Origin of the sequence: Streptococcus infantis (assembly GCF_047460875.1) — a bacterium.
Lineage (GTDB): Bacteria > Bacillota > Bacilli > Lactobacillales > Streptococcaceae > Streptococcus > Streptococcus infantis_AA.
Window position 1 is genome coordinate 162,775 of the sequence record NZ_JASHFI010000002.1, and the last position, 22,231, is coordinate 185,005.

Genomic DNA, 22,231 nt, shown 5'->3' on the forward strand with positions numbered 1-22,231 from the left:
TTTATAGTGTTAAATGAATCTTCTTTTTAAACCCAATCTTGTGTCCATTCTTCTTTGATGGCATGGTAGGCTGCGACTGGATCAGCTGCTTGCGTAATCGGACGGCCAACTACGATGTAGTCACTACCAATCTGGTAAGCTTCTCCTGGGGTTACTACCCGTTTCTGATCCCCTGCTTCTGTCCCTCTTGGGCGAATCCCTGGTGTCAGACAGATAAAGTCTTCATGAGTTGCTTGTTTGATAAGCTTGGCTTCTTGGGCCGAACAAACGACTCCATCTAGACCAGCTTCAGCTGTTTTCTGGGCATAGTGGATAACCGACTCTTGGAGGCTGGTTTGGATATTTTGACATTCTTGCATTTGTTCCTCCGAGGTTGAGGTTAATTGGGTAACAGCTATGAGAATCCCCTTGTCTCCCAATCCTTCACGCGCTGCTTGCATCATCTCAACCCCACCTGCTGCCTGTACATTGGTCATATCAACTCCCAGATTCGATAAAATTTTCATGGTTGATTTGACTGTATTGGGAATATCATGCAGTTTGAGATCCAAAAAGACACTATGTCCTAATGACTTCAAATAACGGACAACTTCAGGTCCTACAGCATAGTAGATTTCCATTCCTACTTTGACATAGAGCTTTTCCTCTGCTGGGAATAGGGCTAAGAACTCCTTGGCTTCTTCAAAACTTGGAAAATCCAGAGCTATGACTGGGCGACTTTCACGCATGCGTTTCTCCTCTTATCTTTCTTATCAGCCCAGCTTCCGTCAAAAAGACTACAAAAAAGGAACCTGCCAACAGCAAGGTTCCACGAAAAATGGGTAGAATCCACCCTTTCACCGTCTAACCTTAGCTGCCTCTCTGGACTGCTTTAAAGGTTTTTTACTATTCTATTATTTAAAGCGGGACTTGTCAAGTAAAAACTGGTATCCGAAGAACTTTAAAGCCAAGACTCACAATCAAGCAGATAGAATGTTCTCAAGTTTATCGACTCTGTGATTGTTGGGTTGTTTGATTTTGAGTTTGTGTTTGATTTTGAGTTTGTGTTTGATTCTGAGTTTGATTCCCTTGCTCATCTTGTTTTTTCTTTTCTTCTTCCTGCTTCTTCTTTTCCTCTTCTTTAGCTTTGATTCTTGCTTCTTCTAAAGCCTTATCCGTCAAGCTATAACTATAGATCCCAACTTCCATATCAATACCGCTTGGCACTGTTAATTGAGGTTTAATCTTGCTATAGTAAGGCAATTTTTTACCTAGTTCTGATAAAGGAACCAAAACCTCATCCGTATCATACATGGTAATTTTGAGCAGATCACTGGTTACACTGCTTGGAGCCAACTCAATCGTTTTGATAGCTTGCTTAATCTCTGGACTGACTTCAGCCAGTTGTTCAATCAAGGTTTTGACTTGCTGCTCATCGTTAAATAGAACAGATAGATAGGTTTCTGGCAAGCTAAGGAGACTGACTGGACTAGTTTCAACCGTACCACTGGAAAGAATTGGATAATGGTCCTCTCCAGAAACATAATAGGCTACAATCCCGTATTCCTTGACCTGGATGGTGAAATTGGTCGGAAATTGATAGTGAATGCTAGCAGATTCAATCCAGTGATTGGACTTAATCATCTCAGCATGTTTGTCTTTATTGAGAAGCAGATCAAAGGTATAGTCACTATCACGAATCCCTGAAGCCTCTTTGATTTGGTCTGCATTGGTCTCTACAGTCCCAGTGACTTCTATATTTTTCAGAGTTGAGAAGGGCGTCAAGAGATAGATCGAAAAGACCAAGAAAAGCAAACTCGGGATTAGAATCGTAACAGCACGCCAGATATGAACTCTAGGAATAGAAGGCTTGGTAGGCTTTTTCTTGGTTTTAACCTTCTTTTCTTCTACCTTTTCTACTTTTGATGCTTCTGATTCTTCGGCCTGGTCTTCCACTTGTTCTGCTTCAGCTGCTTCCTCTTCAAGTTCAGACGAGGACTCATCTGCTATAAGCTCCTTCTGTTCTTCGCTATTAGGATCTACTTCCGTTGCTTCCTCTGTATTTTCGGATATATCTGACTCTTGCTCTTCTTTGGTTTCTTCAGCCTTTTTACGCAGATACTCTCGGTTTTTCTTCTGCCACTCTGATAAGCTAGTTTCTGCATCAGAAGTTATTGAAACTTCCTTTTTGCCTGAATCTCCCTTGGCTTCTTCTTTGGCTAGTTGGGCCTCTTCTTCAGCTTTTTTTTGAAGATATTCTTGATTTCGTTTTTGCCACTCTGACAATTCCTTGCCTTGAGTTGGCTCTTGTTTCTTATCCTTTGACATCGATTTTCCTTATGATAGATCTTTTTTTAGTAGCGCATAAAAATCCGCCACAGATTTTAATTCATGAGAATTCTTCATCGTGCTCTGGTAGTCTTCTTTGTGGGTCAAAAGCTTGCTTACCTTTTCTTCTAAAGTTGACAAGGTCAAATCGCTCTCTTGCAACTCCTCAGCATAGCCTTTCTTCACGAAATAAGCAGCATTTTCGATTTGGTCTCCACGGCTGGCTTCACGACCTAGTGGCACAATGACATGCAATTTAGCCATGGCAAGGAGCTCAAAAATAGTATTGGCACCACCACGAGTGATAACCACATCAGCCAGATTCATGAGCGGTTGATAGAGGTTAGTCACATAGTCAACACGATAGAGGTTTGAACTTAGTTCATTTAAACTAGCATCCCCTGTCAGGTTGATGATATTGTAGCGACTAGTCAGCTCTTCCTTGTGGTCTGTAACTAATTGGTTAAAGACACGCGCTCCAGCAGAACCACCTACAAAGAGAAGGGTTGGTAACTTACTATCGAAGTAAGTTCGGATATCCACCATTTCTTCAGGTTCTTCCATAATTAGGCCAGAAACCTTGGTCACAGCTCCAACGTGCTCTACCTTAGTGAGACTAGACGCTTGTTCAAAAGTAGAGTACATCTTGGTCGCAAACTTATAGGCGATTTTATTGGCCAAGCCCATGGAGAGGTCAGACTCGTGGATAAAGACTGGTACTCTACATACTCGCGCTGCAATAACAGGAGGAACAGATACAAATCCACCCTTAGAAAAGAGGGCCTGAGGACGAAGACGGAGCATGATAAAGAGCGATTGAAGGATTCCAAAGGCAACCTTAAAGACGTCAACCATATTTTGCCATGAGAAATATCGGCGCAATTTCCCAGTTGCAATAGAATGGAAGGTGACATCTAAACCAGACTTGAGAATTTCATGATGCTCAATTCCGTTCTTATCACCAATATAGTGGACTTCCCAGCCATCTTCGATGAACTTAGGCATTAACAAAAGGTTGAGGGTAACGTGTCCAACCGTTCCCCCACCTGTAAATACTATTTTTTTCATATTATCCCTTTAACTCCGCTACAGTGTCGATGAAAAGATCTCCACGTACCTCAAAGTTGGCATACATATCCCAGCTAGCATTAGCAGGACTGAGGAGAACCACATCTCCTTCTTCTGCAAGTTCATAAGCCTTTCGAGTTGCGTCAGCAATATCTGTTGCATCCACATAAGCCACACCAGCCTTATCCGCTGCACGCTTGACACGTTCTGCAGACTGACCGAGAATGACCATTTTCTTAAGTCCAGTAATATCTGGCACCAATTCGTCAAACTCGTTACCACGGTCCAAACCACCAGCTATCAAGATAACCTTGCTATTGTCAAATCCAGACAAGGCTTTTTGAGTTGCCAAGATATTGGTTGACTTACTATCGTTGTAGAATTTCACCCCATTGATTTGGTCTACAAATTGGAGACGGTGCTTGACACCACCAAAGGCTGACAAGGTTTCCTTAATGGTCTCATTGTCAACACCACGAAGTTTAGCTACAGCAATGGTTGCAAGAGCATTTTCCACATTGTGGCTACCTGGAACACCGATTTCATCAGCTGCCATGACTTTTTCACCACGGAAGTAGAGAAGACCATCTTCAAGATAAGCTCCGTCAACCTTTTCAAGTGTTGAGAATGGTACTACAGTCGCATTTGTCTTTGTCGCAAGTTCTTTAGCTAATTCCTGGTTGAAGTTCAATACTAGGAAATCAGCTGCTGTCATATTGCTTTGGATATTCCACTTAGCTGCGACATAGTCCTCAAAAGAACCGTGATAGTCAATATGCGTTGGCATCAGGTTTGTAATGACAGCAATCTCCGGATGAAAGGCTTGGATTCCCATTAATTGGAAAGAAGAAAGTTCCATGACAAGGGTGTCCTTATCTGTCGCAGTTTGAGCCACTTGACTAGCAGGATAACCAATATTACCTGATAAGAGACCATTTTGCCCCGCAGCAGTCAGAACTTCTCCAATCATGGTTGTCGTCGTTGTCTTCCCATTTGAACCAGTAATACCGACGATTGGTGCTTCTGAAATCAAGTAAGCCAACTCAACTTCAGTTAAGACTGGAATACCTTTTTCTAGAGCTTTTTCAATCATAGGATTGCTATAAGGAATTCCTGGATTCTTCACCATAAGGGCAAAATCTTCATCCAACAATTCCAAAGGATGTCCACCAGTGACAACCTTGATGCCCTCTTCCAAGAGACTTTGCGCTGCTGGATTTTCCTCAAAAGGCTTGCCATCATTCACTGTCACAATGGCACCTAGCTTGTCCAAAAGACGAGCTGCAGATTCACCAGATTTGGCCAAACCTAGGACTAATACTTTCTTATTTTCAAATTGATCAATTCGTTTCATATCTAGAACTCCATTTCTACTCTTACTATTTTACCATTTTTATGAAAATAAAAAAGCCACAAAGGGCTTTCTTATTTGTTTTTGTCCTCGATCAACTATTCTACAGACTTGAGGGCTTCTAACATATCCACCTTTCGGAGATAATGATTGACAAAAACTCCTAGGATGGTCAAAATGACACTGACAGCTAGAACTGGGATGAGATAAACTTCCCAGCCGACCTTTGGTTGAAAACGGAAGGTACCGGGTGCAATCATCTGAATGAGAAATTGATGGAGATAAAAGCCTGATACCAATCCTACAATCATTCCAATTAGTGACAATAGGATGGTCTCCCGATAGATGTATAGGGTCACTTCTTTGTTATGAAAACCAAGAACCTTGATGGTTGAGAGTTCTCGAATCCGTTCAGCAACATTGATATTGGTCAAATTATAAAGAATCACAATGGCTAGTAGCACCGATACCAGTACCAAAATCGCCATGGTGTGATTCAGAGAATTGGCAAAACTTTCAAAGAGCTGAATGGTGGAGGCGTTTTGAACGAGGCCACTGACAGCTACCTGGTCCATAAATTCTCCTGCGACTCTTTCAGTATTCCCTTCACTTTTATCCTTGAGTTGGACCAGATAGGTGTTCATCTTGGGAGCTTGACCGTATATCTTCTCATAGGTCGCTTGATTCATATAGACAAAATGGCCCACATAGTGCTCGGTAATAGCACCTACTTTAAAGGTTTTCCCATCTATTGTAAAATTGTCACCAACAGAAACTCCTGCCAACTGGGCCAATTTTTCTGTCAAGACAACTCCATTAGATAAGCTCAGCTTTTCCCCATTTTCTTCTAATTGAACAAAGGGAGCTAGGTCATCTTGATCCGTTATCATCATGGTCACGGTCTGAACGCCAGCCTTACCAGCATAGTCTTCCTCAATCTGTTTGGAAGAAATTAAACGATAGTTTTCAACTTCATCACTCTGCAATTTTTCTTCTAGCTTTGCCTTATCAGAATCAGAAGCTCGAGAATTGACAGAGAGAACCATCTGGTATTGTTGCAGGTCCTTAAACTGCCTGTCAGCTACTCCTACAACAGAGGATTGAATCCCAAGTCCTGCAAAGAGGAGGGCTACTGAACCTGCAACCCCAAAAATGGTCATCAGCATGCGTTGTTTGTAACGGAAAATGTTGCGGGCTGTTACTTTCTGAGTAAAACTCAAGCGTGACCAGATAAATGTTATGCGCTCCAAGAGAATTTTAGAACCCTTGACTGGTGGCTTAGGTAGTAATAATTGCGCTGCTTCTTCATGCAATTCTCTGCGAGATACAAGGTAGGCAGGTAGGACACTAGCCACTAAGCTTAGAGTCAGAGCTAAACAACTATAGGTCCGGTAGAAATACTGCTGACTCTCTCCAACAATCATTCGCTCAGTAATGATATGCGAAATAGTAGGTGCTAGGATGTAATGCCCAATCAGAATTCCCAAGAAAGTCCCTATGGAACCTGCCACCAAGCCATAGATGACAAACTTGGCGATAATATCCTTACTCCGATAGCCCAAGGCCTTAAAGATACCAGCATTGGTTCTTTCTTCGTCTACAAAACGGGTCATGGTTGTAAAGGTAACCATGGCTGCAACGGCATAGAGAACGACTGGAAAAATATTGCCAACGGCACGAATACTCATAGCCGAGTTACTATACATTAGATAACCTTGACCTGTAGGAGAACTCTTTCGATTGTAGACATGATATGTTGGCTCTGTCAGAGCATTGACTTCATCCTGACTGGTCTGCCATTTTGCCTTTTCGCTCGACAGATCCGTTTCAGCTTTGCTTAGCTTTTCCTTTTCCTGCTTGAGTTGTTCTTTGGCTTCTCCTAACTGACTAGATGCTTGACTTTTTTGTGGTTCTGGTAGTTGGCTTACTTGATTTTCTTGAGCTTGTAGACGCCTTTCGATTTCTTGCAGGCGACTCTTGCCAGCTGTCAAATTACTTTCAGCCTCGTCCAGTTGTTTCTTGCCCTCATCAAGGGACTCTTGGGCATCCTTCTTCATTTTTTCTAGTCGTGCTTGACCATTATCAGCAAGTTGTTCCTTGAGAGTCGCTTCTTCTTTCTCTAGCTTCTTCTCATAATCACTGGAAAAAGGATTGACATCTGTTAGACTAGCAAAACGCAGGCGGGCAATGGTGTATACAGGACTCTTAAAATTATCTTCAGTTACGAAAGCGTAAGCTGCTAGATTCCCATTTCCACTAGCTGAACTCCCCATATCTGATTTTGAAAAAATATCTGGCGAGTGGACAAACCCTGTAATGGTATAACTATCTCGCTTCAATTGAGAATTACTGCCATTCTTTTGACTCAAATGAATCATTTGACCAATCTGATAGCGATCTTTCCAAAAGTCCGCCAAGGCTAGTTCATCTTCTTTCTCAGGTAAGCGACCTTTGGTTACTTGGAATTTCGAAATTCTTTCTGTCTTAGAAAAAATCCGTATGGCATCTTGGCTAGCTTCTAGAGTCAAATCCGTCATATAACCAAACTCGACATCTGTTCCCGATAGATTTTGCAATTCTTCCTGGTCTGCCTGATCAAGCCCATAATCTCCTATGACAGTCATATCTGCCAGATTGGCTTTTTGAATATAATCCCAAGCTGTTCGCTCCATATTGGGACTAGCAACCTTGAGACCGACCAAGGCCAAAGAACCCAACATCATCAGAGTTAGGATGGATAAAAACCGTCCCTTTGAGCCTGTGAAAGACTGGAGCAGGTCTTTCCAATATGTCTTTCTCTTCATCTTAGTACTCCAAATCATCAATATCCTGTGGTTGAGGATTGAGGACAACACTCTTGACACTGGCATCATGCATCTGAACCACCCGATCAGCTATAGGAGCTAGCGAGGCATTATGGGTCACGATGATAACGGTGGCCCCCTTCTTACGTGACATATCTTGAAGAATCTTTAGAACCTGCTTACCCGTCTGGTAATCCAAAGCTCCCGTTGGTTCATCACAAAGGAGAATTTTAGGATTTTTAGCCACGGCTCGAGCAATGGATACCCGTTGTTGCTCACCGCCTGACAGCTGAGCTGGAAAGTTATTAAGACGGTGCCCTAATCCTACATCCTTGAGAACCTGCTCAGGATCCAAGGCATCAGCAACAATTTCTGAAGCTAGCTCAACATTTTCCTTGGCAGTCAAGTTAGAAACCAAGTTATAAAATTGAAAAACAAAGCCCACGTCATCTCTACGATAGTTAGTTCTCTGATGAGAAGTGAAATTTGAGATATTGGTCCCATCAATCCAGACTTGCCCTTCATCATTTGTATCCATACCACCAAGAATATTTAAAACTGTTGACTTCCCTGCACCAGATGCCCCAAGAATAATGACCAGTTCTCCCTTTTCAATCTCGAAGTTGACATCTCGATTAGCTACAATTTCTGTATCACCAGTATGATATCTCTTATAGCTATTTTTCATTTCAATATAAGCCATCCTATCTCCTCCTCTTCTCCTATTTTCATCTTTATTATAACTCTTTTGAGGAGAGAAAGAAAGCTTATCCCTGTAGACTAATAGAGAGATTTTGAAACTGCAAAAAATACTGAAAACTAGTCCTATTGGCTTGCTCTTCTTGTTTCTAAGGCAACTCCTCTAGTTTGCTTTTTGGTTTTTGTAGTAGATCCTCTCTTATCTTCTTTTGCAATTGATTCATAAGATAAAAAAGCGAACAAGACCAGATTCTATTTATTAGAAAACTAGTTTTGTCCGCTTTTTTTGATTGAGATTAGTTTCTTGGTCCAATCTCTATGACTTAGATGCTTTTACATCATCTTATTCGTCGTCTTTTTTCTTTCCCATTGCAAACATACCAAGAAGTGCTCCTACAAGACCTACGGCTGCAAGGCCAGCATTTTCTTTAGTGCCTGTCTCTGGGAGTTTGTATTGATGTCTTGCAGGTGCTTGATAAGTCTTATCTTGTGACATAGTAAGAGCTACAAGAGACTGCTCATCTTTGTATTCTGGAACCTCATGGATTGCTCCTTCTGCTCCATTGACACCACCTGTGAATTCTGGGCTTACTTCATGAACAGCTGCTTCGACACCATTCACTCCACCTGTAAACTCTGGAACTTCATGAATAGCGGCTTCTGCTCCATTGACACTGCCTGTGAATTCCGGACTTACTTCCTGAACAGCTGCTTCGACACCATTCACTCCGCCAGTAAACTCTGGAACTTCATGAATAGCGGCCTCTGCTCCATTAACACTGCCTGTGTATTCTGGGCTTACTTCCTGAATAGCTGCTTCTTCACCTGCTGTACCAATGGCTCCTGTGTATTCTGGAACTTCATGAACAGCTGCTTCGACTGCGTTAACGCCACCCTTGAATTCTGGTACTTCTACTACTGGAGCTGCTTCTTCACCTGCTGTGCCAATTGCTCCTGTGTACTCTGGAACTTCATGGACTGAGCCTTCTGCTCCATTCACACTGCCTGTGTATTCTGGGCTTACTTCCTGAACAGCTGCTTCATCACCTGCTGTACCAATTACACCTGTGTACTCTGGAACTTCATGAATAGCTGCTTCAACAGTATTAACGCCACCCTTGAATTCTAGGACTTCTACTACTGGCGCTGCTTCATCACCTGCTGTACCAATTGCTCCTGTGTACTCTGGAATTTCCACTACTGGAGCTGCTTCATCGCCTGCTGTGCCAATTGCTCCTGTGTATTCTGGAACTTCATGAACAGCTACTTCTGCTCCGTTAACACCGCCTGTGAATTCTGGAACCTCGTGGATAGCTGGATCAGTTTTACCTGATACTTCTTTCTTAGTTCCGACTAAGACAATCTCATCTTGTGCTGCTTCAACAACTTCACGAAGTTTTTCAGTACGGCTTCCATTTACTGCTACTTCAGTAAGAATGCGTTCTTTACCTTCACGACCTACTTGAGTCACACGAGTTTCACCTTCTGGAAGAGTCGGATCATCTTGCTTAATAGACTTAAAGCTGATTGCTTCTTCTACCACTTCTAGGCTAGGAAGTGCTTCTTGAACAGCTGGTTCTGTCTTAGCAGTTTCGACCTCATCTTTAGTCAATTGGATTCGATACTCTTTAACGTTCTTACCACTTTCTGAAACAAGACGTACCAAAACTGGAAGTTTATCGTCACCACTATCAACAACTGTCGCCGCTACGTTTTCACCAGCTTCAACTGTCACTTTAGGACGTTTTCCACTATAGGTAACTGAGTAATCAACGCGACCTTCTGAGAAGTCAGCAAGCTCTCTACCATCCACAAGAAGTTTAGAAGCTGTATTGTCCTTAGGTGCTTCACTTGGTGCGATAAAGGCCATTTCAGTGATAGCCACACCCTTCTTGTCTGCTTTTCTTTCCATGCGCCATCTCATAGCTTTAGCTTTGACTGGTGCAAAGGTTACATGGATGTCAGTTCCTGCTTGAATCTCTTGATCCGCACGGTATTCAACTTTCTCCCAGTTAGAAGGAGTGTTGAATGGGTGATCAGAATCGTATGGTTGGTAGTTAGAGTAATATTCTGGTGAATCAAATTCTGGTCCAACATAGCGCTCTAAGACTAGTTTAGAAGGTGCATCTGTTCCACCATCTGCAAAGAAGCGAATTTTTCCTTCTGCTACTGTACGCTCAACAATCTTACCAGCTTCTCTGAAGATAACCCCTACTGAGACTTCAGGATTTTCAGATGGACTTGCAGACCAGTTGGTCCAACGACGGCTTTCATCATCAGAACCATCATTGACATAGTCCACACGGTCACGAGAGTTTGGATCGATATCGTTAGTTGCTGAGGCAAATGAACGGTTGCTGTCATCATCGAAGTCTGTGTTGTCTGAAAGGTTTTCACCGAGTTTGTCTGTCACACGTACAGCCACTTCAGCAGTTAAATCAGTACCCAAAACGCGACCATGAACTGTAAATTCACCTGCTTTTGTTAGATTTTCTGCTGGAACTGCTTCCCAGTCAACAGCCAAGTCTTTCACTTCATATCCAGATTTTCCTGTGAAGTAAACAGGAACTTTTGCTGGTAACTCAAGGTTTTGTCCTTTAGCAACCAAGCGAGAAGCTTTAGCCGCTGTTACTGGCTTACTTGTTAGCAAATCTTTGTCAGTTGTGAAGTGTAGGCGATATTCACCTAGGATATCTCCATTTTCTGCCTTGATAACAACACGGACTGGATCTCCTTCACGTACGCTTGGTACAACTGTTGCAATACCATTTTCAGTTACACTTGCTGTAACTGCTGGAACTTTTTCTTGGCTTGCTTCAAGATAGTAGTCAGTCAAACCTGGGTTAAAGTTTGGCAAATCTTTTCCATCTACTTGGATTTGCGCTTGAGCTTTCTTAGCTGCTGCTACCTGTTTAGAGAAGACTTGCAATTCTGTAATAGAAGTTCCCCATTTACCATCTGGTCTAACCATGCGGATACGAACTGCGTAAGTGTTGACTTTATCAAAGCTAAAGTGGGTCATTTCTCCAGCTCTTACTTGATCTGGAGCCTTGAGATTTGTTACTTCTTTCCAGTTTTTATCGTCATTGAAGACATGATCTTCGCGTGCTACGAAGCTTGGATTCTTAGGAACTGTTGGAGTTGCTGAACCGACATAGTATTCGATGACATATGACTTAGGTGCACCAACTCCGTGGTCTTCGTGGAAGGCTACATTGAGGTTGTCAACTGAACGTTTAGACATGATACCAGAGTCTCCAAAGAGTACTCCGACTGATGCCTCGCTTGTACGGTTCCAGTTTGTCCAACGGTTTGCAGGTTGGTTGTTATAAGAAATCAATTTGTCATTGACATTGGCTACTGAATCACTTGGATTTGAGTCTGATGCAAAGGCAAGTGGCAATTCTGAACCAGTCCACTGGTCAGAAATATTAGCACCAGTTTCTGTCTGTGAAGATACACGAACATGAAGTTTGGTTGGTAGTTGAGTACCTTCGACATGTCCTGTCACAGTAAACTTGCCTTCTTGTGCGTATTGGCTTGGTTCAATTGCGTCCCAAGTTACTTTAGCTGAAGAGACTTGGCCATTTGAATGATAAGTACGAACGCTTTCTGGTAAGTGAGGAGCTTCTGCAACAGGAGTTGTTGTGCTCACTTCTTCGACAGCAATGATACCTTCTACAGATACTTTTGCATGAGCTTCTTTTTCAAGCCCTTCTACTTTACCAAGAACATCAAAGCTATGGTATTTAGCAAGTTCTTCCTTAGCAACTGCTTGCCAAGTCACCTTGTGAACCTTTGGAAATCCTTTGTCATACTCTACAGTTACTGTAGCTGGGAGACTTGGTTCTTGATTCAAACCTGTCACTACGCTGACTGGGCGGATTGCTTGTACGACTTTGTTTTCAGTATTTGCTTGAATGTTCAAGTCAATCTGACCTTCTACTCCCTCAAATTGAGCTTTCAGAGTTACTTGACCTGGTTTATGCAATTCAAGCATACCTTTACGAACTGCAACATCTCCCTCACCTGCAGTTGAGAAGCTAACCTTGTCAGCCTTCAAGACTGCCTGAGTACCATCTTGGTAGTGAGCCAAGACCTTGATACCAACTGTTTGATCTTCTTTAAGTGCAGACTCATTCTCTACCTCTAAGCTCAAACGCTCAATTTGTGGAGCTTCTTGTAGGAATTGGATAGCATATGTTTGAGGTTCCCCACCATCATTAGGTTGAACATGGATAATTGCACGCATACCAGTCGCTTCACTAGCTTGAATAACAGTCACTTCCGCATTTTCAGCTGTAGCTTTAACCTCTGGCAAAGCTACGCCATAAGCAAGTTTGTGGTATTTTACTGGTTGCTCAGTTGAAAGACCTTCTACAGCTTGGTCGGCTACGGTTACACTTGGAACTACTGGTGCAGCTGCTTGACCTTCTGCGACTACAAAGGTCGCATCGATTTCATCTTCACCTGAAATTCCTTTAGCCTGAATACGAGAACCTGGGATAGCTAATTTAGCTTGATCTTCAGCTGCAACTTCCCACTTATCAATGTCATAGCTTCCTAGAGTACCATCTGATAGCACGTAAGATACAGATTTGTCGATGGAGTTTAGGTCTGTATTTGGAGCAATTCTCTTAACTACAGGTAATTCTGCTTCGAGTGCCAAGACTTCAACACGCGCTTCTACTTCACGTCCATCAGCCACACCTTTGACAGTAAAAATACCAGGTTCATTTACATCAACTGCAGACCATTCTACTGGAAGTTTTGCACGACTGCCATCACTGTAAATAAATGCTACTTTTGAAGGCATTTTCGCTGCTTGACCAATAACTGTACGTACTTTAGGTACCTCAGTTCCTAAGACAGTTTTTTCTTCTTGATCTTTCTTTCCTGTGAAGATAGTAGTTTGAGCAGATTTCAAGAGATCAGAGTGAGCAGTCAAAGTAAATTTACCTGCTTGCTCCGTTGATTTAACAATTACAACACCTTTACCATTGAAGGCCTTACGGATCCATGAACCATCTGCTTGTTCTTTATAACGTTCACGGCTGGCTTGTTCCCCGTTATCGACACCGACAATCTGACCTTGTCCATGCAACTGGAAGCGTACAAGATTATTAGCAGTTGGTACTACATTGCCATCACGGTCTACAATTTCGTAGTAGATATAAGTCAGATCTTTCCCGTCTGCTGCAATAGCATGTTCTTCTTTGACTAAACGAACCCCTGCAGGCTCACCAGCAGTCGTAATCTTATCACGAGCAATTTCATTACCTGCCTCATCACGGGCTACTGCTTCCAAAGTTCCAGGTTTATAAGCAACCTTCCACTCAAGGTATAGTTCCTTGGCATTGGCACCTTCTTGATAAGTACGTCCATCACTTGTTTGTTTCTTGTTAAAGGTTTTCTTGCCTAAAGATTCACCGTTCAAGAATAACTCAACACTTGCAGCATTAGAGTAAGCACGGACTGGAATTTTACCATCTGCATCCGCTACATTAGCTTTAAGAGTAGGATCTTCCCAGTTCCAGTGAGGAAGTAGGTGAACCATTGGTTTCTTCTGAGCAGAAACCCATTGGCTTTGGTACAAGTAATAGTCATTCTTAGGAATTCCAGCTGTATCTACGATACCAAAGTAAGAACTCTTAACTGGTGTGTTGTTTTGGTTGTGCCATGGAGTAGGCTCACCGATATAGTCGGTACCTGTCCAGATAAACTGACCAGCATAACCAGCATTGTCACGGTCAAATGTCCAAGATGCTGTAGCTGTTTTACCCCAACCAACACGGTCATTACCGTAGTCTGATTGCTCATAATGACGGTAAGCTTGGTTGCTATGAACTAGCTCACTTTCTGGACGGAAGTAGCTACCACGAGTACGAGTTGCAGAAGAAGTTTCTGATCCGTAAATCAACCAGTTTGGATGTTTAGCACGTAGTTTCTTGTAGTTGTCTTCTGAATAGTTAAATCCAACGGCATCGAGTTCATCAGCGATTTTTTCATGTCCACCGCTACCATCACCGAAACGGAATTTATCTGCTCCCATTGTGACATAACGAGTCTTGTCAACGTCCTTGATAACCTTGACCAAACGCTTAACAGTCGCTAGAGAATGTGGATCTCCTGAAGCTTCACCGATTTCATTACCGATAGACCACATGAAGATAGCTGGGTTGTTCTTGCCTCTTTCGACCATGGTACGCAAGTCAAAGTCAGACCATTTTTCACCTTTTTTAGCTTCTGGGTGAGTGGCATCTTTTTCAAAGAAACGCCCGTAGTCGTACTGTTTCTTACCACCGTACCAAGTATCAAAAGCTTCTTCCTGAACCAACAAACCAAGCTCTGCCGCAATTTGTAGGGTCTGCTCACTAGCTGGGTTGTGGGTTGTACGGATAGAGTTAACACCCATCTCCTTCATTTGTTTGAGGCGACGGTATTCTGCTTTATAGTTTTCTTCTGCTCCTAGAGCCCCGTGGTCATGGTGAAGAGAAACACCATGGAATTTCATTTTTTCGCCGTTAAGAGAGAAGCCTTCGTTTGGTGTCCAGTTGTAGTAACGGTAACCAAACATATCTTTCTTCGCATCAACTAACTGACCATCACGATACACACGCGTTACCAATTCGTAGAGAGCTGGTTGGTCGCTGAGAACTGTCCAAAGTTTTGGTTTCTCAACTTGCAAGATAGCATTCAGGCTAGTTGACTGATGAGCTTTCAAGACTTGACTAGCTGTACGAACTAGGTCACTTACTGCTTTTCCTCCACGTTCGATTATTTGATACTCAGCTACGATTTCGTGGTCTTTATCATCTGTATTGACAATCTTACTTGATACGTGAGTGTCAACCTTACCATTCTGTTGTTTTTCAAGCTCTGGTGTTAAGATGGTTGTACCATTTTTGGCAACATGCAATTTGTCTGTCACTTGGAGAGCAACATCACGGTAGATACCACTTCCTGAGTACCAACGACTACTTGGTTGTTTATTGATTGCATGAACTGCAATGACGTTTTCACGACCGTCTTTATTGAGATAGTCAGTGATGTCATAAGAGAATTGGTTGTAACCATTTGGATAGTGACCAACTAGCTGACCGTTCACATAGACTTGCGAATCCATATAAACTCCGTCAAAGACCAAACGAACATTCTTGTTAAGGTCTTTTTCGTCTAGTTTAAAGGTCTTGCGATACCAAGCATCCCCACCATTCAGTTGTCCACCCTCATTTTGAGCAGGAGACTGATGGTCGAAGTCGTTATAGATACTCCAGTCATGAGGAAGGTCTAGTTTCTTCCAGCTTGATACATCAGCATCTGGCTTGATGGCGTCTTTGGCATTAGCATTGAGTTTAAAATGCCAGTTTTGGTTAAATTCTACTTTACGGTCCTCAACCAATTGTTTTACCTCCTCGCTGGTAGCCGGTTTTAGGTCCGGTTTTTCCGTTTGAGAAGATTGGTCTTGAGTAATTACTTGAGGTTTCTTATCTAGCATGGAATCCTCTTTTTTGTCAGAGTCTGATTGTAGAGTTTGATCGTCCTGTGCTTTTTCAGCTTCATGGCTTGGAGCAACCGCTTCATCAGCAACTGAATTTGCCGTTTCAACAAGGTTCTCTTTTTTAGATTCGTCCTCTACTTTTTCTGTAGCAACTGTAATCGGAGTTTCTTCCGCAGCTACTGGATTTGCACCAGCTACACTTGCTCCAAATAATACCGAGCAAGTACCGATGAGCACTGAGCAAGTACCCACCGTAAATTTCCGGATACTATACACTCTTTTTCGATTCCAATGATCTTTCCCCATAAGATCCTCCTTATATTCGTAACCGCTTCCATTTTTGTGTAAGCGCTCTACTTTTATAGTAGTATTTAACTTCTATTTTATAAAATAATATAAGAAACTTCAATACTGGCAGCATAAAAATCATACTTTTGATTCTTTTTTCTATAATTTGTAGAAAACTTTGAAAATCTGAATGTACATTTAGTGAATGATTTTACTAAAAAAGGCAGTGGGACAGAAATCGATAGACAAAGTCTCGATTTCGTAGTCCCAGCCCCGCGAGGATGATTAGCAGCTTTTTGGAGTCTAATACTCAATGAAAATCAAAGAGCAAACTAGGAAGCTAGCCGCAGGCTGTACTTGAGTACGGCAAGGCGACGCTGACGTGGTTTGAATTTGATTTTCGAAGAGTATAAAAGACGAACAGAAAGTTCAATCAGCTACCGCGTCAAAGTTTGATTGCTAATAAAAAGTGAGGTCGGGATCTTTTGTCCCAACCTCTTTTACGGACTATCAAACTGATATTTCCTTATAGATTATTGACTAGATTTCCCCTTTTCCAAAAGCTTGACCATCTCATTTTTACGTTCTTCTAGCTCGGCAATTTGCTGGAGTAAAAGTCCTGAAAAATCACATTCAAGCTCTTCAGTTTCGCCACTATTATACCAATCTAGGGCGACTATGTGATTGTCCTTATCAAAGCAGAAAATCACATCTCCATCCCCGACGATAGACAGAAATGGGATATAATCCACAAAGCCCAGAGCGTGTAATTCCTTTGTTTGAAGACGAATGTCTAAGAAGTCTGGGATACCATTTGCAATTCCCAAGACCTTAATACCTCGGCAGAAAGTCCAAAATGGTGCTACATCGTAAGCCTTGGCTCTTGGCCATATCTCTTCTTTGACCTCCATAAAGAGACCTCCAAGAGATGACATGGTGAATTCCCTGAAATCTTCTGGCAGACGAATGCCGTATTTATTTTCAAAATCCTGAACATCTTCTTCCAATGGTTCATTGCCCATGCAGGCGACAACTTGATAAGTTTCCTTATCATAGTGACGAAAATAATCATAAACTTCCTTGAGTGCCATTATTTTAATCCTTTTTACTCAGAAACAGTAACTACAAATCCAGCTGGTAAGATGACTTGATGTTCATCTTCAAGCTGGCAATGACTCGCTAAATCAACAGAGTCTCTTTCTAAAACAAAATTCTCAGGAGACTGGTTGAAGATGGCTTGAACTTCTTTCCCTTCGTAGTTGCACGTTAATACTAGAACATCTGGTTTCACTTCTTGCAAGCTATATGAACCATGCTGGATCATGCTTGCCACTTCCTTACGGATCTTGATTAATTGCTTCATGAAATTCAGCATATCATTGTCCTCAGAGACACGATCCCATGGCATGACACGACGGCAATCGGGATCTGGTCCACCTTTTAGTGCCAGCTCTGTTCCATAATAGATACAAGGAGTCCCTTTTTGAAGATAGAGGAAGGCGAGAGCAGCCTTGACATGCTGGATATTTCCATTGGCAGTCTTGAGGATTCGCTCTGTATCGTGAGAATCTAAAAGGTTAAACATGACCTCTGAGATTTGTTGCTTATAGTACATAGACTGGCTATTGATTTCTGAAATAAACTGCTCTGTCTTTTTATGCTGACGCAAGAAATAGTCCTTGATACTTTCAGAGAGCGGATAGTTCATAACTGCATGGAACTCATCCCCTTTTAGCCAAGGTTGTGAGGTATGCCAGATTTCACCCAAGATATACAAATCAGGCTTTTTGGCTAGAACTGCCTTTCTGAAATCTCTCCAGAACTGGTGGTCAATTTCATTTGCAACGTCCAAACGCCAAGCATCGATATCAAAATTTTCAATCCAATAAGTTGCAACACTTAAAAGAAATTCTTTGACTTCAGGATTGGCTGTATTTAACTTAGGCATATAGCTAGCAAAGGCAAAAGTATGATAAGGGAGTTGTCTTGGATTCTGAAGTTTATCCTCAGTAACTGGAAACTCTTGAATATGGAACCAATCTTTATAAGGGGAATTTTCTCCATTTTTTAGAACATCCTGCCATTGGACAGATTGATAACCTATATGATTAAACACCGCATCAAGCATGATCTTAATGCCACGTTTATGAGCTTCCTCGACTAGATTACGAAAGACTTCCTTGTCTCCAAAGTGACGGTCAATCTCAAAATAATCCGTCGTATCGTACTTGTGATTGGTTGTAGCTTCAAAAATCGGACATAGATAAAGTCCAGTGATTCCCAAATCTTTAAGATAGTCTAAATGGTCGATAATCCCTTGCAAGTCTCCACCAAAAAAGTCATCCCTGTTAGGCGCAATCTCTGCATCCCATGCTCGAGCTCCATCAGGAGTCAAATTAGGATTTCCATTGGCGAAGCGTTCTGGGAAAATCTGGTACCAAACGGTATTTGAAACCCAGCTAGGAACCTGACATCCGTCGATTTCATGAATATAAGGAAGTTTAAAGCCATTCCCTTCAGCATCCAGGTTTTCTTGAGTATGTTCTACACAACCCTTATCACCGTAATAAACACCCTGACCTTCCTCATCAAGGAGCTCAAAGAGGTATTGAATCCGTGCAAAATCAACCGATACTGTAACCTGCCAATAATCAAATAGGGCATCTGAGGTTACTTTGGTCATTTCTTTCTTAGCTTCATACTTATCCTCAATGAAAATAAAAGGATCCCCATAATGTAAGATAACCTTCTGGACATCATTTTTTTTCGTTCTAATTCGGATATGTAGTTGACCTTCTTTGTATAGATATGCATACTCGGATTCCGGTCTATGATAAATGGCTGTTAATTCCATGTCTTGTCTCCTAAATAATCTAATATAACATTAACAAAAACGTTTTCATAAATAATAGAACTAGTATACTATTTTAGCTATTTATTTGCAACTTTTATACCAATTTTACGATAGATACATAGATGGACAAGGGTGAAATTGAGTAGACTCTTTTTGCGCTTTAAAAAGAGAGTTCCCATGAACTGGCAAACTCTCTCATCATTACGGAGCAGATAATTAAAATAAATGCTATCTGATATCTTTAATCCTCTAAAACGAAAATTTCTTCAACATGTAGTCGTAGCAACCTTGCAATTTTCATTGCTAGTTCAAGTGTAGGATTGTACTTGTCATTCTCGATAGCAATAATGGTTTGTCGACTAACGCCTAATATTTTTGCCATATCTTCCTGACGTAGTCCTTCAGACTTTCTTAACTGTTTGATATTATTTTTCATACAGCATTAGTCTTTCTGAAAACAATAAATGCCAATTGCCAAAACTACGATAAGGATAACAACCATCAAAAATATTCCTTGAACAAGTTTATTAGGTTCTTTAAAATCTTCATCACCATCAATCATTTTCTGTTTTATGGCAGTTTGTGCAAATCCTTGAACAGAAATAGATAAACATAAAATCAGACATGGTAACATTTCAAGTTCAATGCCTTTTGTAATAGATTGATAAATATTAAATACTGTCCATCCACATAAGCCAAATAGAGCCGTTTTATAACCCCATTCCTCAGAACGTAGCTGAATCGCTCTGTCCATTTCATCCATTTTTCTCATAGTCCTGTTCCTCCAATCTGTCAAAACAATGTCAAGAGCTCTTTACATTTTTTATTATACTCTAAATCGATGAAATGTCAAGATGTTTTAACATTTTTAGGCTTTTTTATTTTCTTCTATTCTAAGAATATTTCTAACTCCGATTTACAGCCTAGTCAATCTGACAAAGGGCAAGTTCTTTTAATCCTCTGTCGTACAGGAAGGTTAAACAAAAGTTATCTTTTATATTTTGAAGCTTGTGTTTACTCATTCCTCTAGGCAAGACTATATCGCACCATTCTCTCGTTGCCAGAAAAAATAGCTTTTGCTTACCCTTCCAGTCATCATTCTTAAATAGGGGGCTCAGGATCAGATAAGGCGAATCCGTAAAGAGTCCATTGACACCAGCTTTTTTGCCTAAAGCCTTTAAATGTTCAGATTCTAATAACTTTTCGATAATACGACCATCACTAGAGATTTTAACAAGAGCATAATAGTCCATGCCCCATTTATTAACAGAGGTTTGACTTTCTCCAGAGCTAAAGGCATAGAGCTCTTGCTTCCAAGATTTCATACTATCGATTTTAGGACAAACACTTGAGTTCGTGTCGTGGTGATTTAACTCTTTTTTATCAATATGCGAATAAGTGGTCCACTTCGCCTGCTTTTTCTCCCTATCAAACTCTAAAAGTGCAAAGTTTCTTGCCTGATTTGTATAAACTTGATCTTCAAAACACACGGGTATCTGGTCGCTATCTGATACGATTTGAAAATATCTCTCTTGTGCCTTTTTAGGAAGTATACTTTGCGGATCCTTTATGGCAATGATTTCTGGATTAGAAAAATCACCAGTATAATAGACTATTTCCTTGCCAGCCTTGATGATGCCAATATTTTGTCCATCTGTAAAGAGTAGAGGCTCTTCCTCCCAAACATGGTCACAATCCCAAGCATCTATCTCCTTCACACCCAAAGGCGATACTTCAAGCAGACAGTAGCGATTGAAAGCTTCCTTCTCACTGGTCAAGACAAAGGCTCTACCATCCTGTAACATGACAGAATTGAGAACACTATTGTAGTCCTTGTCTAGTTCCCATTTCTTCAATAGGCTTAACTTTAACTTCCCCATTTTCTTCCTCCTAATACTCAATGAAAATCAAAGAGCAAACTAGGAAGCTAGCCAAAGGCTGTACTCGAGTACGGCAAGGCGAAGCTGACGTGGTTTGAATTTGATTTTTGAAGAGTATAAACAATCACCATTCATTGATGGCAAATAGAATGGCTAATCGAATATTTCTTAGCAACTGATTCGAAAGTTCATCGTATACTTGACCCAGTCCCTTATCTTGTGCCAGCCATCCAGGTTCATCATTCCAGGAGCCCATTCCTCCAAAAACATCCGCTGCACTTGCAGCTCTAAATATATTTTGATTTTGTGGCGGAATTTGAGGCTCCTCGAGCACCTTAGTAGCATCAAGGGTAAGTAAATGGTTTCTAGCAGAGTGAAAGACTTTGGCAAAGTTCTCACATTCAATTTTACTTGCTAAATCTTCTATACGAGTCAATATGTCCTTAAATTCTTCGATATTATTTTCATAGTGGGGAAGGTCTTGAAAAGACCTTTCCCATTCATACTCGGTGTAGGTAACATCCCAGCCTCTGCCTGGGGAAGCAGATTTCCAATTTGGTAGGAAATAACTTGCCTTCCCATCTTTATAAAAACAGAGAATTGAACTCTGTGTCGTATTGGAGAAACCTAAAATACTTCTGTCATTTACTGAGATAGGGCAAAATAATTTTAAGTCCTTCAAACCTTTTTCCTTAAGGTTTTCAAACCAATCAGATACAGAAAGTTCTGTAGCCTCCCCATTTTCTGACGGTAAAATTTGAAAGCTCAACTTATTTGTATATTTTTCAGGCTTATAGCATATTTCTTTACCACTTTTTAAAGCCTTCCTAGCTGCTGCCACGATACAGGCTATCTGATACATTTGTCCGTTCATATGATCTCATCCATTATCCCTTCAATCAACTCCGTAAGACTTTCTGCTACATAGATAATTTCATCAGGATCATGGATGTAGCAAATAATCTGCCCTTCCTGACCCTCTCGGTCTGGATCAAAATCCAGCATAAGATAACAAGAATCACAATACTGGGCAAAAGGAAGCCATTTTTTATTAAAAAGATAGGGCTTAATTTTGCTATCACGCATATTTTCTAAATCTTGACTAGAAAAATAGTCGGGAAATTCGGTTAACAGAGCATCTCTATTTTGAAAGTACTTTTTACAAGTCTCAATTTCCTGCAGACTCATGAGAGAAAAAGTCAGCTCTCTCTGGTCAATTACACAAGGTAAAATAGAGAAGTATTTACTCCCATTTTTGTAGCTATAAAGCGCTTTGAAGTCAATAGGTAGACGAATACCAAATATTTCCTCAAAGGCTTGAAGCTCTTCCTCGGAAGCACCAGAAATGCCCTGATAATCTTCCAGATATCCTTCCTCTACAGGATCATCCAAATCCCAGTCTTCAAAACACTCACAAATATAAGTTTCTATTTTTTTAACTTGGTCAATTAGTTGCATCATTTCACCATGATTTCTTTA

Annotated in this window: 14 protein-coding genes and 2 pseudogenes; all 16 read right to left on the reverse strand. The window is 41.2% G+C overall.

Going from position 1 to position 22,231, the window contains the following annotated elements; genetic code table 11:
- Positions 1-26: 26 nt before the first annotated feature.
- The 16 genes and pseudogenes from pyrF to QM887_RS02860 all read right to left on the reverse strand — a co-directional run bounded on the left by pyrF (position 27) and on the right by QM887_RS02860 (position 22,210).
- Positions 27-728: an orotidine-5'-phosphate decarboxylase gene (gene pyrF / locus QM887_RS02785; RefSeq protein WP_315639691.1), complete on the reverse strand. Its 702-nt coding sequence runs from the start codon at positions 726-728 to the stop codon at positions 27-29.
- 256 nt (positions 729-984) lie between these two features.
- Positions 985-2,307 carry an FtsQ-type POTRA domain-containing protein gene (locus QM887_RS02790; protein ID WP_414270377.1) on the reverse strand — a complete coding sequence of 441 codons (1,323 nt, stop codon included), beginning with the start codon at positions 2,305-2,307 and terminating at the stop codon, positions 985-987.
- A gap of 9 nt (positions 2,308-2,316) precedes the next feature.
- The gene (locus QM887_RS02795; protein ID WP_414270378.1) at positions 2,317-3,375 is read right to left on the reverse strand and encodes a UDP-N-acetylglucosamine--N-acetylmuramyl-(pentapeptide) pyrophosphoryl-undecaprenol N-acetylglucosamine transferase; all 1,059 of its coding nucleotides are present in this window, start codon (positions 3,373-3,375) and stop codon (positions 2,317-2,319) included.
- A 1-nt stretch (position 3,376) separates the two neighbouring features.
- A complete protein-coding gene (murD, locus tag QM887_RS02800; RefSeq protein ID WP_414270380.1) occupies positions 3,377-4,729 on the reverse strand; it encodes a UDP-N-acetylmuramoyl-L-alanine--D-glutamate ligase in 1,353 nt (450 codons plus the stop codon).
- 95 nt (positions 4,730-4,824) lie between these two features.
- Positions 4,825-7,530: an FtsX-like permease family protein gene (locus QM887_RS02805; protein WP_414270381.1), complete on the reverse strand. Its 2,706-nt coding sequence runs from the start codon at positions 7,528-7,530 to the stop codon at positions 4,825-4,827.
- A gap of 1 nt (position 7,531) precedes the next feature.
- On the reverse strand, positions 7,532-8,233 hold the full coding sequence (locus QM887_RS02810; RefSeq protein WP_414270382.1) for an ABC transporter ATP-binding protein: 702 nt from the start codon (positions 8,231-8,233) through the stop codon (positions 7,532-7,534).
- 339 nt (positions 8,234-8,572) lie between these two features.
- Complete coding sequence (locus tag QM887_RS02815; RefSeq protein WP_414270507.1) at positions 8,573-9,592, reverse strand: SIALI-17 repeat-containing surface protein; 1,020 nt, start codon at positions 9,590-9,592, stop codon at positions 8,573-8,575.
- Positions 9,568-15,685 (reverse strand): annotated as a pseudogene (gene bgaA / locus QM887_RS02820) (LPXTG-anchored adhesin/beta-galactosidase BgaA); the annotation flags it as partial. The pseudogene bgaA and the gene QM887_RS02815, both read right to left, overlap by 25 nt.
- Before the next feature lie 182 nt (positions 15,686-15,867).
- Positions 15,868-16,036: pseudogene (locus QM887_RS02825) on the reverse strand (YSIRK-type signal peptide-containing protein); the annotation flags it as partial.
- Positions 16,037-16,551: 515 nt separating this feature from the next.
- The gene (locus QM887_RS02830; RefSeq protein WP_414270383.1) at positions 16,552-17,109 is read right to left on the reverse strand and encodes an SMI1/KNR4 family protein; all 558 of its coding nucleotides are present in this window, start codon (positions 17,107-17,109) and stop codon (positions 16,552-16,554) included.
- Between the two features lie 14 nt (positions 17,110-17,123).
- Entirely contained in the window at positions 17,124-18,872 is a 1,749-nt protein-coding gene (locus QM887_RS02835; RefSeq protein WP_414270384.1) for a glycoside hydrolase family 13 protein, read from the reverse strand.
- Positions 18,873-19,113: 241 nt separating this feature from the next.
- The gene (locus QM887_RS02840) at positions 19,114-19,308 is read right to left on the reverse strand and encodes a helix-turn-helix transcriptional regulator (protein WP_000794365.1); all 195 of its coding nucleotides are present in this window, start codon (positions 19,306-19,308) and stop codon (positions 19,114-19,116) included.
- Positions 19,309-19,314: 6 nt separating this feature from the next.
- The gene (locus tag QM887_RS02845) at positions 19,315-19,644 is read right to left on the reverse strand and encodes a hypothetical protein (protein WP_373093926.1); all 330 of its coding nucleotides are present in this window, start codon (positions 19,642-19,644) and stop codon (positions 19,315-19,317) included.
- Positions 19,645-19,795: 151 nt separating this feature from the next.
- Positions 19,796-20,752 (reverse strand): hypothetical protein, encoded by a 957-nt coding sequence (locus QM887_RS02850; protein WP_414270386.1) that lies wholly within the window; start codon positions 20,750-20,752, stop codon positions 19,796-19,798.
- A 124-nt stretch (positions 20,753-20,876) separates the two neighbouring features.
- On the reverse strand, positions 20,877-21,626 hold the full coding sequence (locus QM887_RS02855) for a hypothetical protein (protein WP_414270388.1): 750 nt from the start codon (positions 21,624-21,626) through the stop codon (positions 20,877-20,879).
- Entirely contained in the window at positions 21,623-22,210 is a 588-nt protein-coding gene (locus QM887_RS02860) for an SMI1/KNR4 family protein (RefSeq protein WP_414270508.1), read from the reverse strand. Before QM887_RS02860 ends, QM887_RS02855 begins: the two co-directional genes overlap by 4 nt.
- Positions 22,211-22,231: the final 21 nt, after the last annotated feature.

Excerpts from the sequence above, each read along its gene's own strand:
- pyrF (WP_315639691.1), bottom strand. The coding sequence starts at position 728 with ATGCGTGAAAGTCGCCCAGTCATAGCTCTGGATTTTCCAAGTTTTGAA.
- QM887_RS02840 (WP_000794365.1), bottom strand. The coding sequence starts at position 19,308 with ATGAAAAATAATATCAAACAGTTAAGAAAGTCTGAAGGACTACGTCAG.
- QM887_RS02805 (WP_414270381.1), bottom strand. The coding sequence starts at position 7,530 with ATGAAGAGAAAGACATATTGGAAAGACCTGCTCCAGTCTTTCACAGGC.
- QM887_RS02810 (WP_414270382.1), bottom strand. The coding sequence starts at position 8,233 with ATGGCTTATATTGAAATGAAAAATAGCTATAAGAGATATCATACTGGT.
- QM887_RS02790 (WP_414270377.1), bottom strand. The coding sequence starts at position 2,307 with ATGTCAAAGGATAAGAAACAAGAGCCAACTCAAGGCAAGGAATTGTCA.
- QM887_RS02835 (WP_414270384.1), bottom strand. The coding sequence starts at position 18,872 with ATGGAATTAACAGCCATTTATCATAGACCGGAATCCGAGTATGCATAT.
- QM887_RS02845 (WP_373093926.1), bottom strand. The coding sequence starts at position 19,644 with ATGAGAAAAATGGATGAAATGGACAGAGCGATTCAGCTACGTTCTGAG.
- QM887_RS02830 (WP_414270383.1), bottom strand. The coding sequence starts at position 17,109 with ATGGCACTCAAGGAAGTTTATGATTATTTTCGTCACTATGATAAGGAA.
- QM887_RS02850 (WP_414270386.1), bottom strand. The coding sequence starts at position 20,752 with ATGGGGAAGTTAAAGTTAAGCCTATTGAAGAAATGGGAACTAGACAAG.
- QM887_RS02860 (WP_414270508.1), bottom strand. The coding sequence starts at position 22,210 with ATGCAACTAATTGACCAAGTTAAAAAAATAGAAACTTATATTTGTGAG.
- murD (WP_414270380.1), bottom strand. The coding sequence starts at position 4,729 with ATGAAACGAATTGATCAATTTGAAAATAAGAAAGTATTAGTCCTAGGT.
- QM887_RS02855 (WP_414270388.1), bottom strand. The coding sequence starts at position 21,626 with ATGAACGGACAAATGTATCAGATAGCCTGTATCGTGGCAGCAGCTAGG.
- QM887_RS02795 (WP_414270378.1), bottom strand. The coding sequence starts at position 3,375 with ATGAAAAAAATAGTATTTACAGGTGGGGGAACGGTTGGACACGTTACC.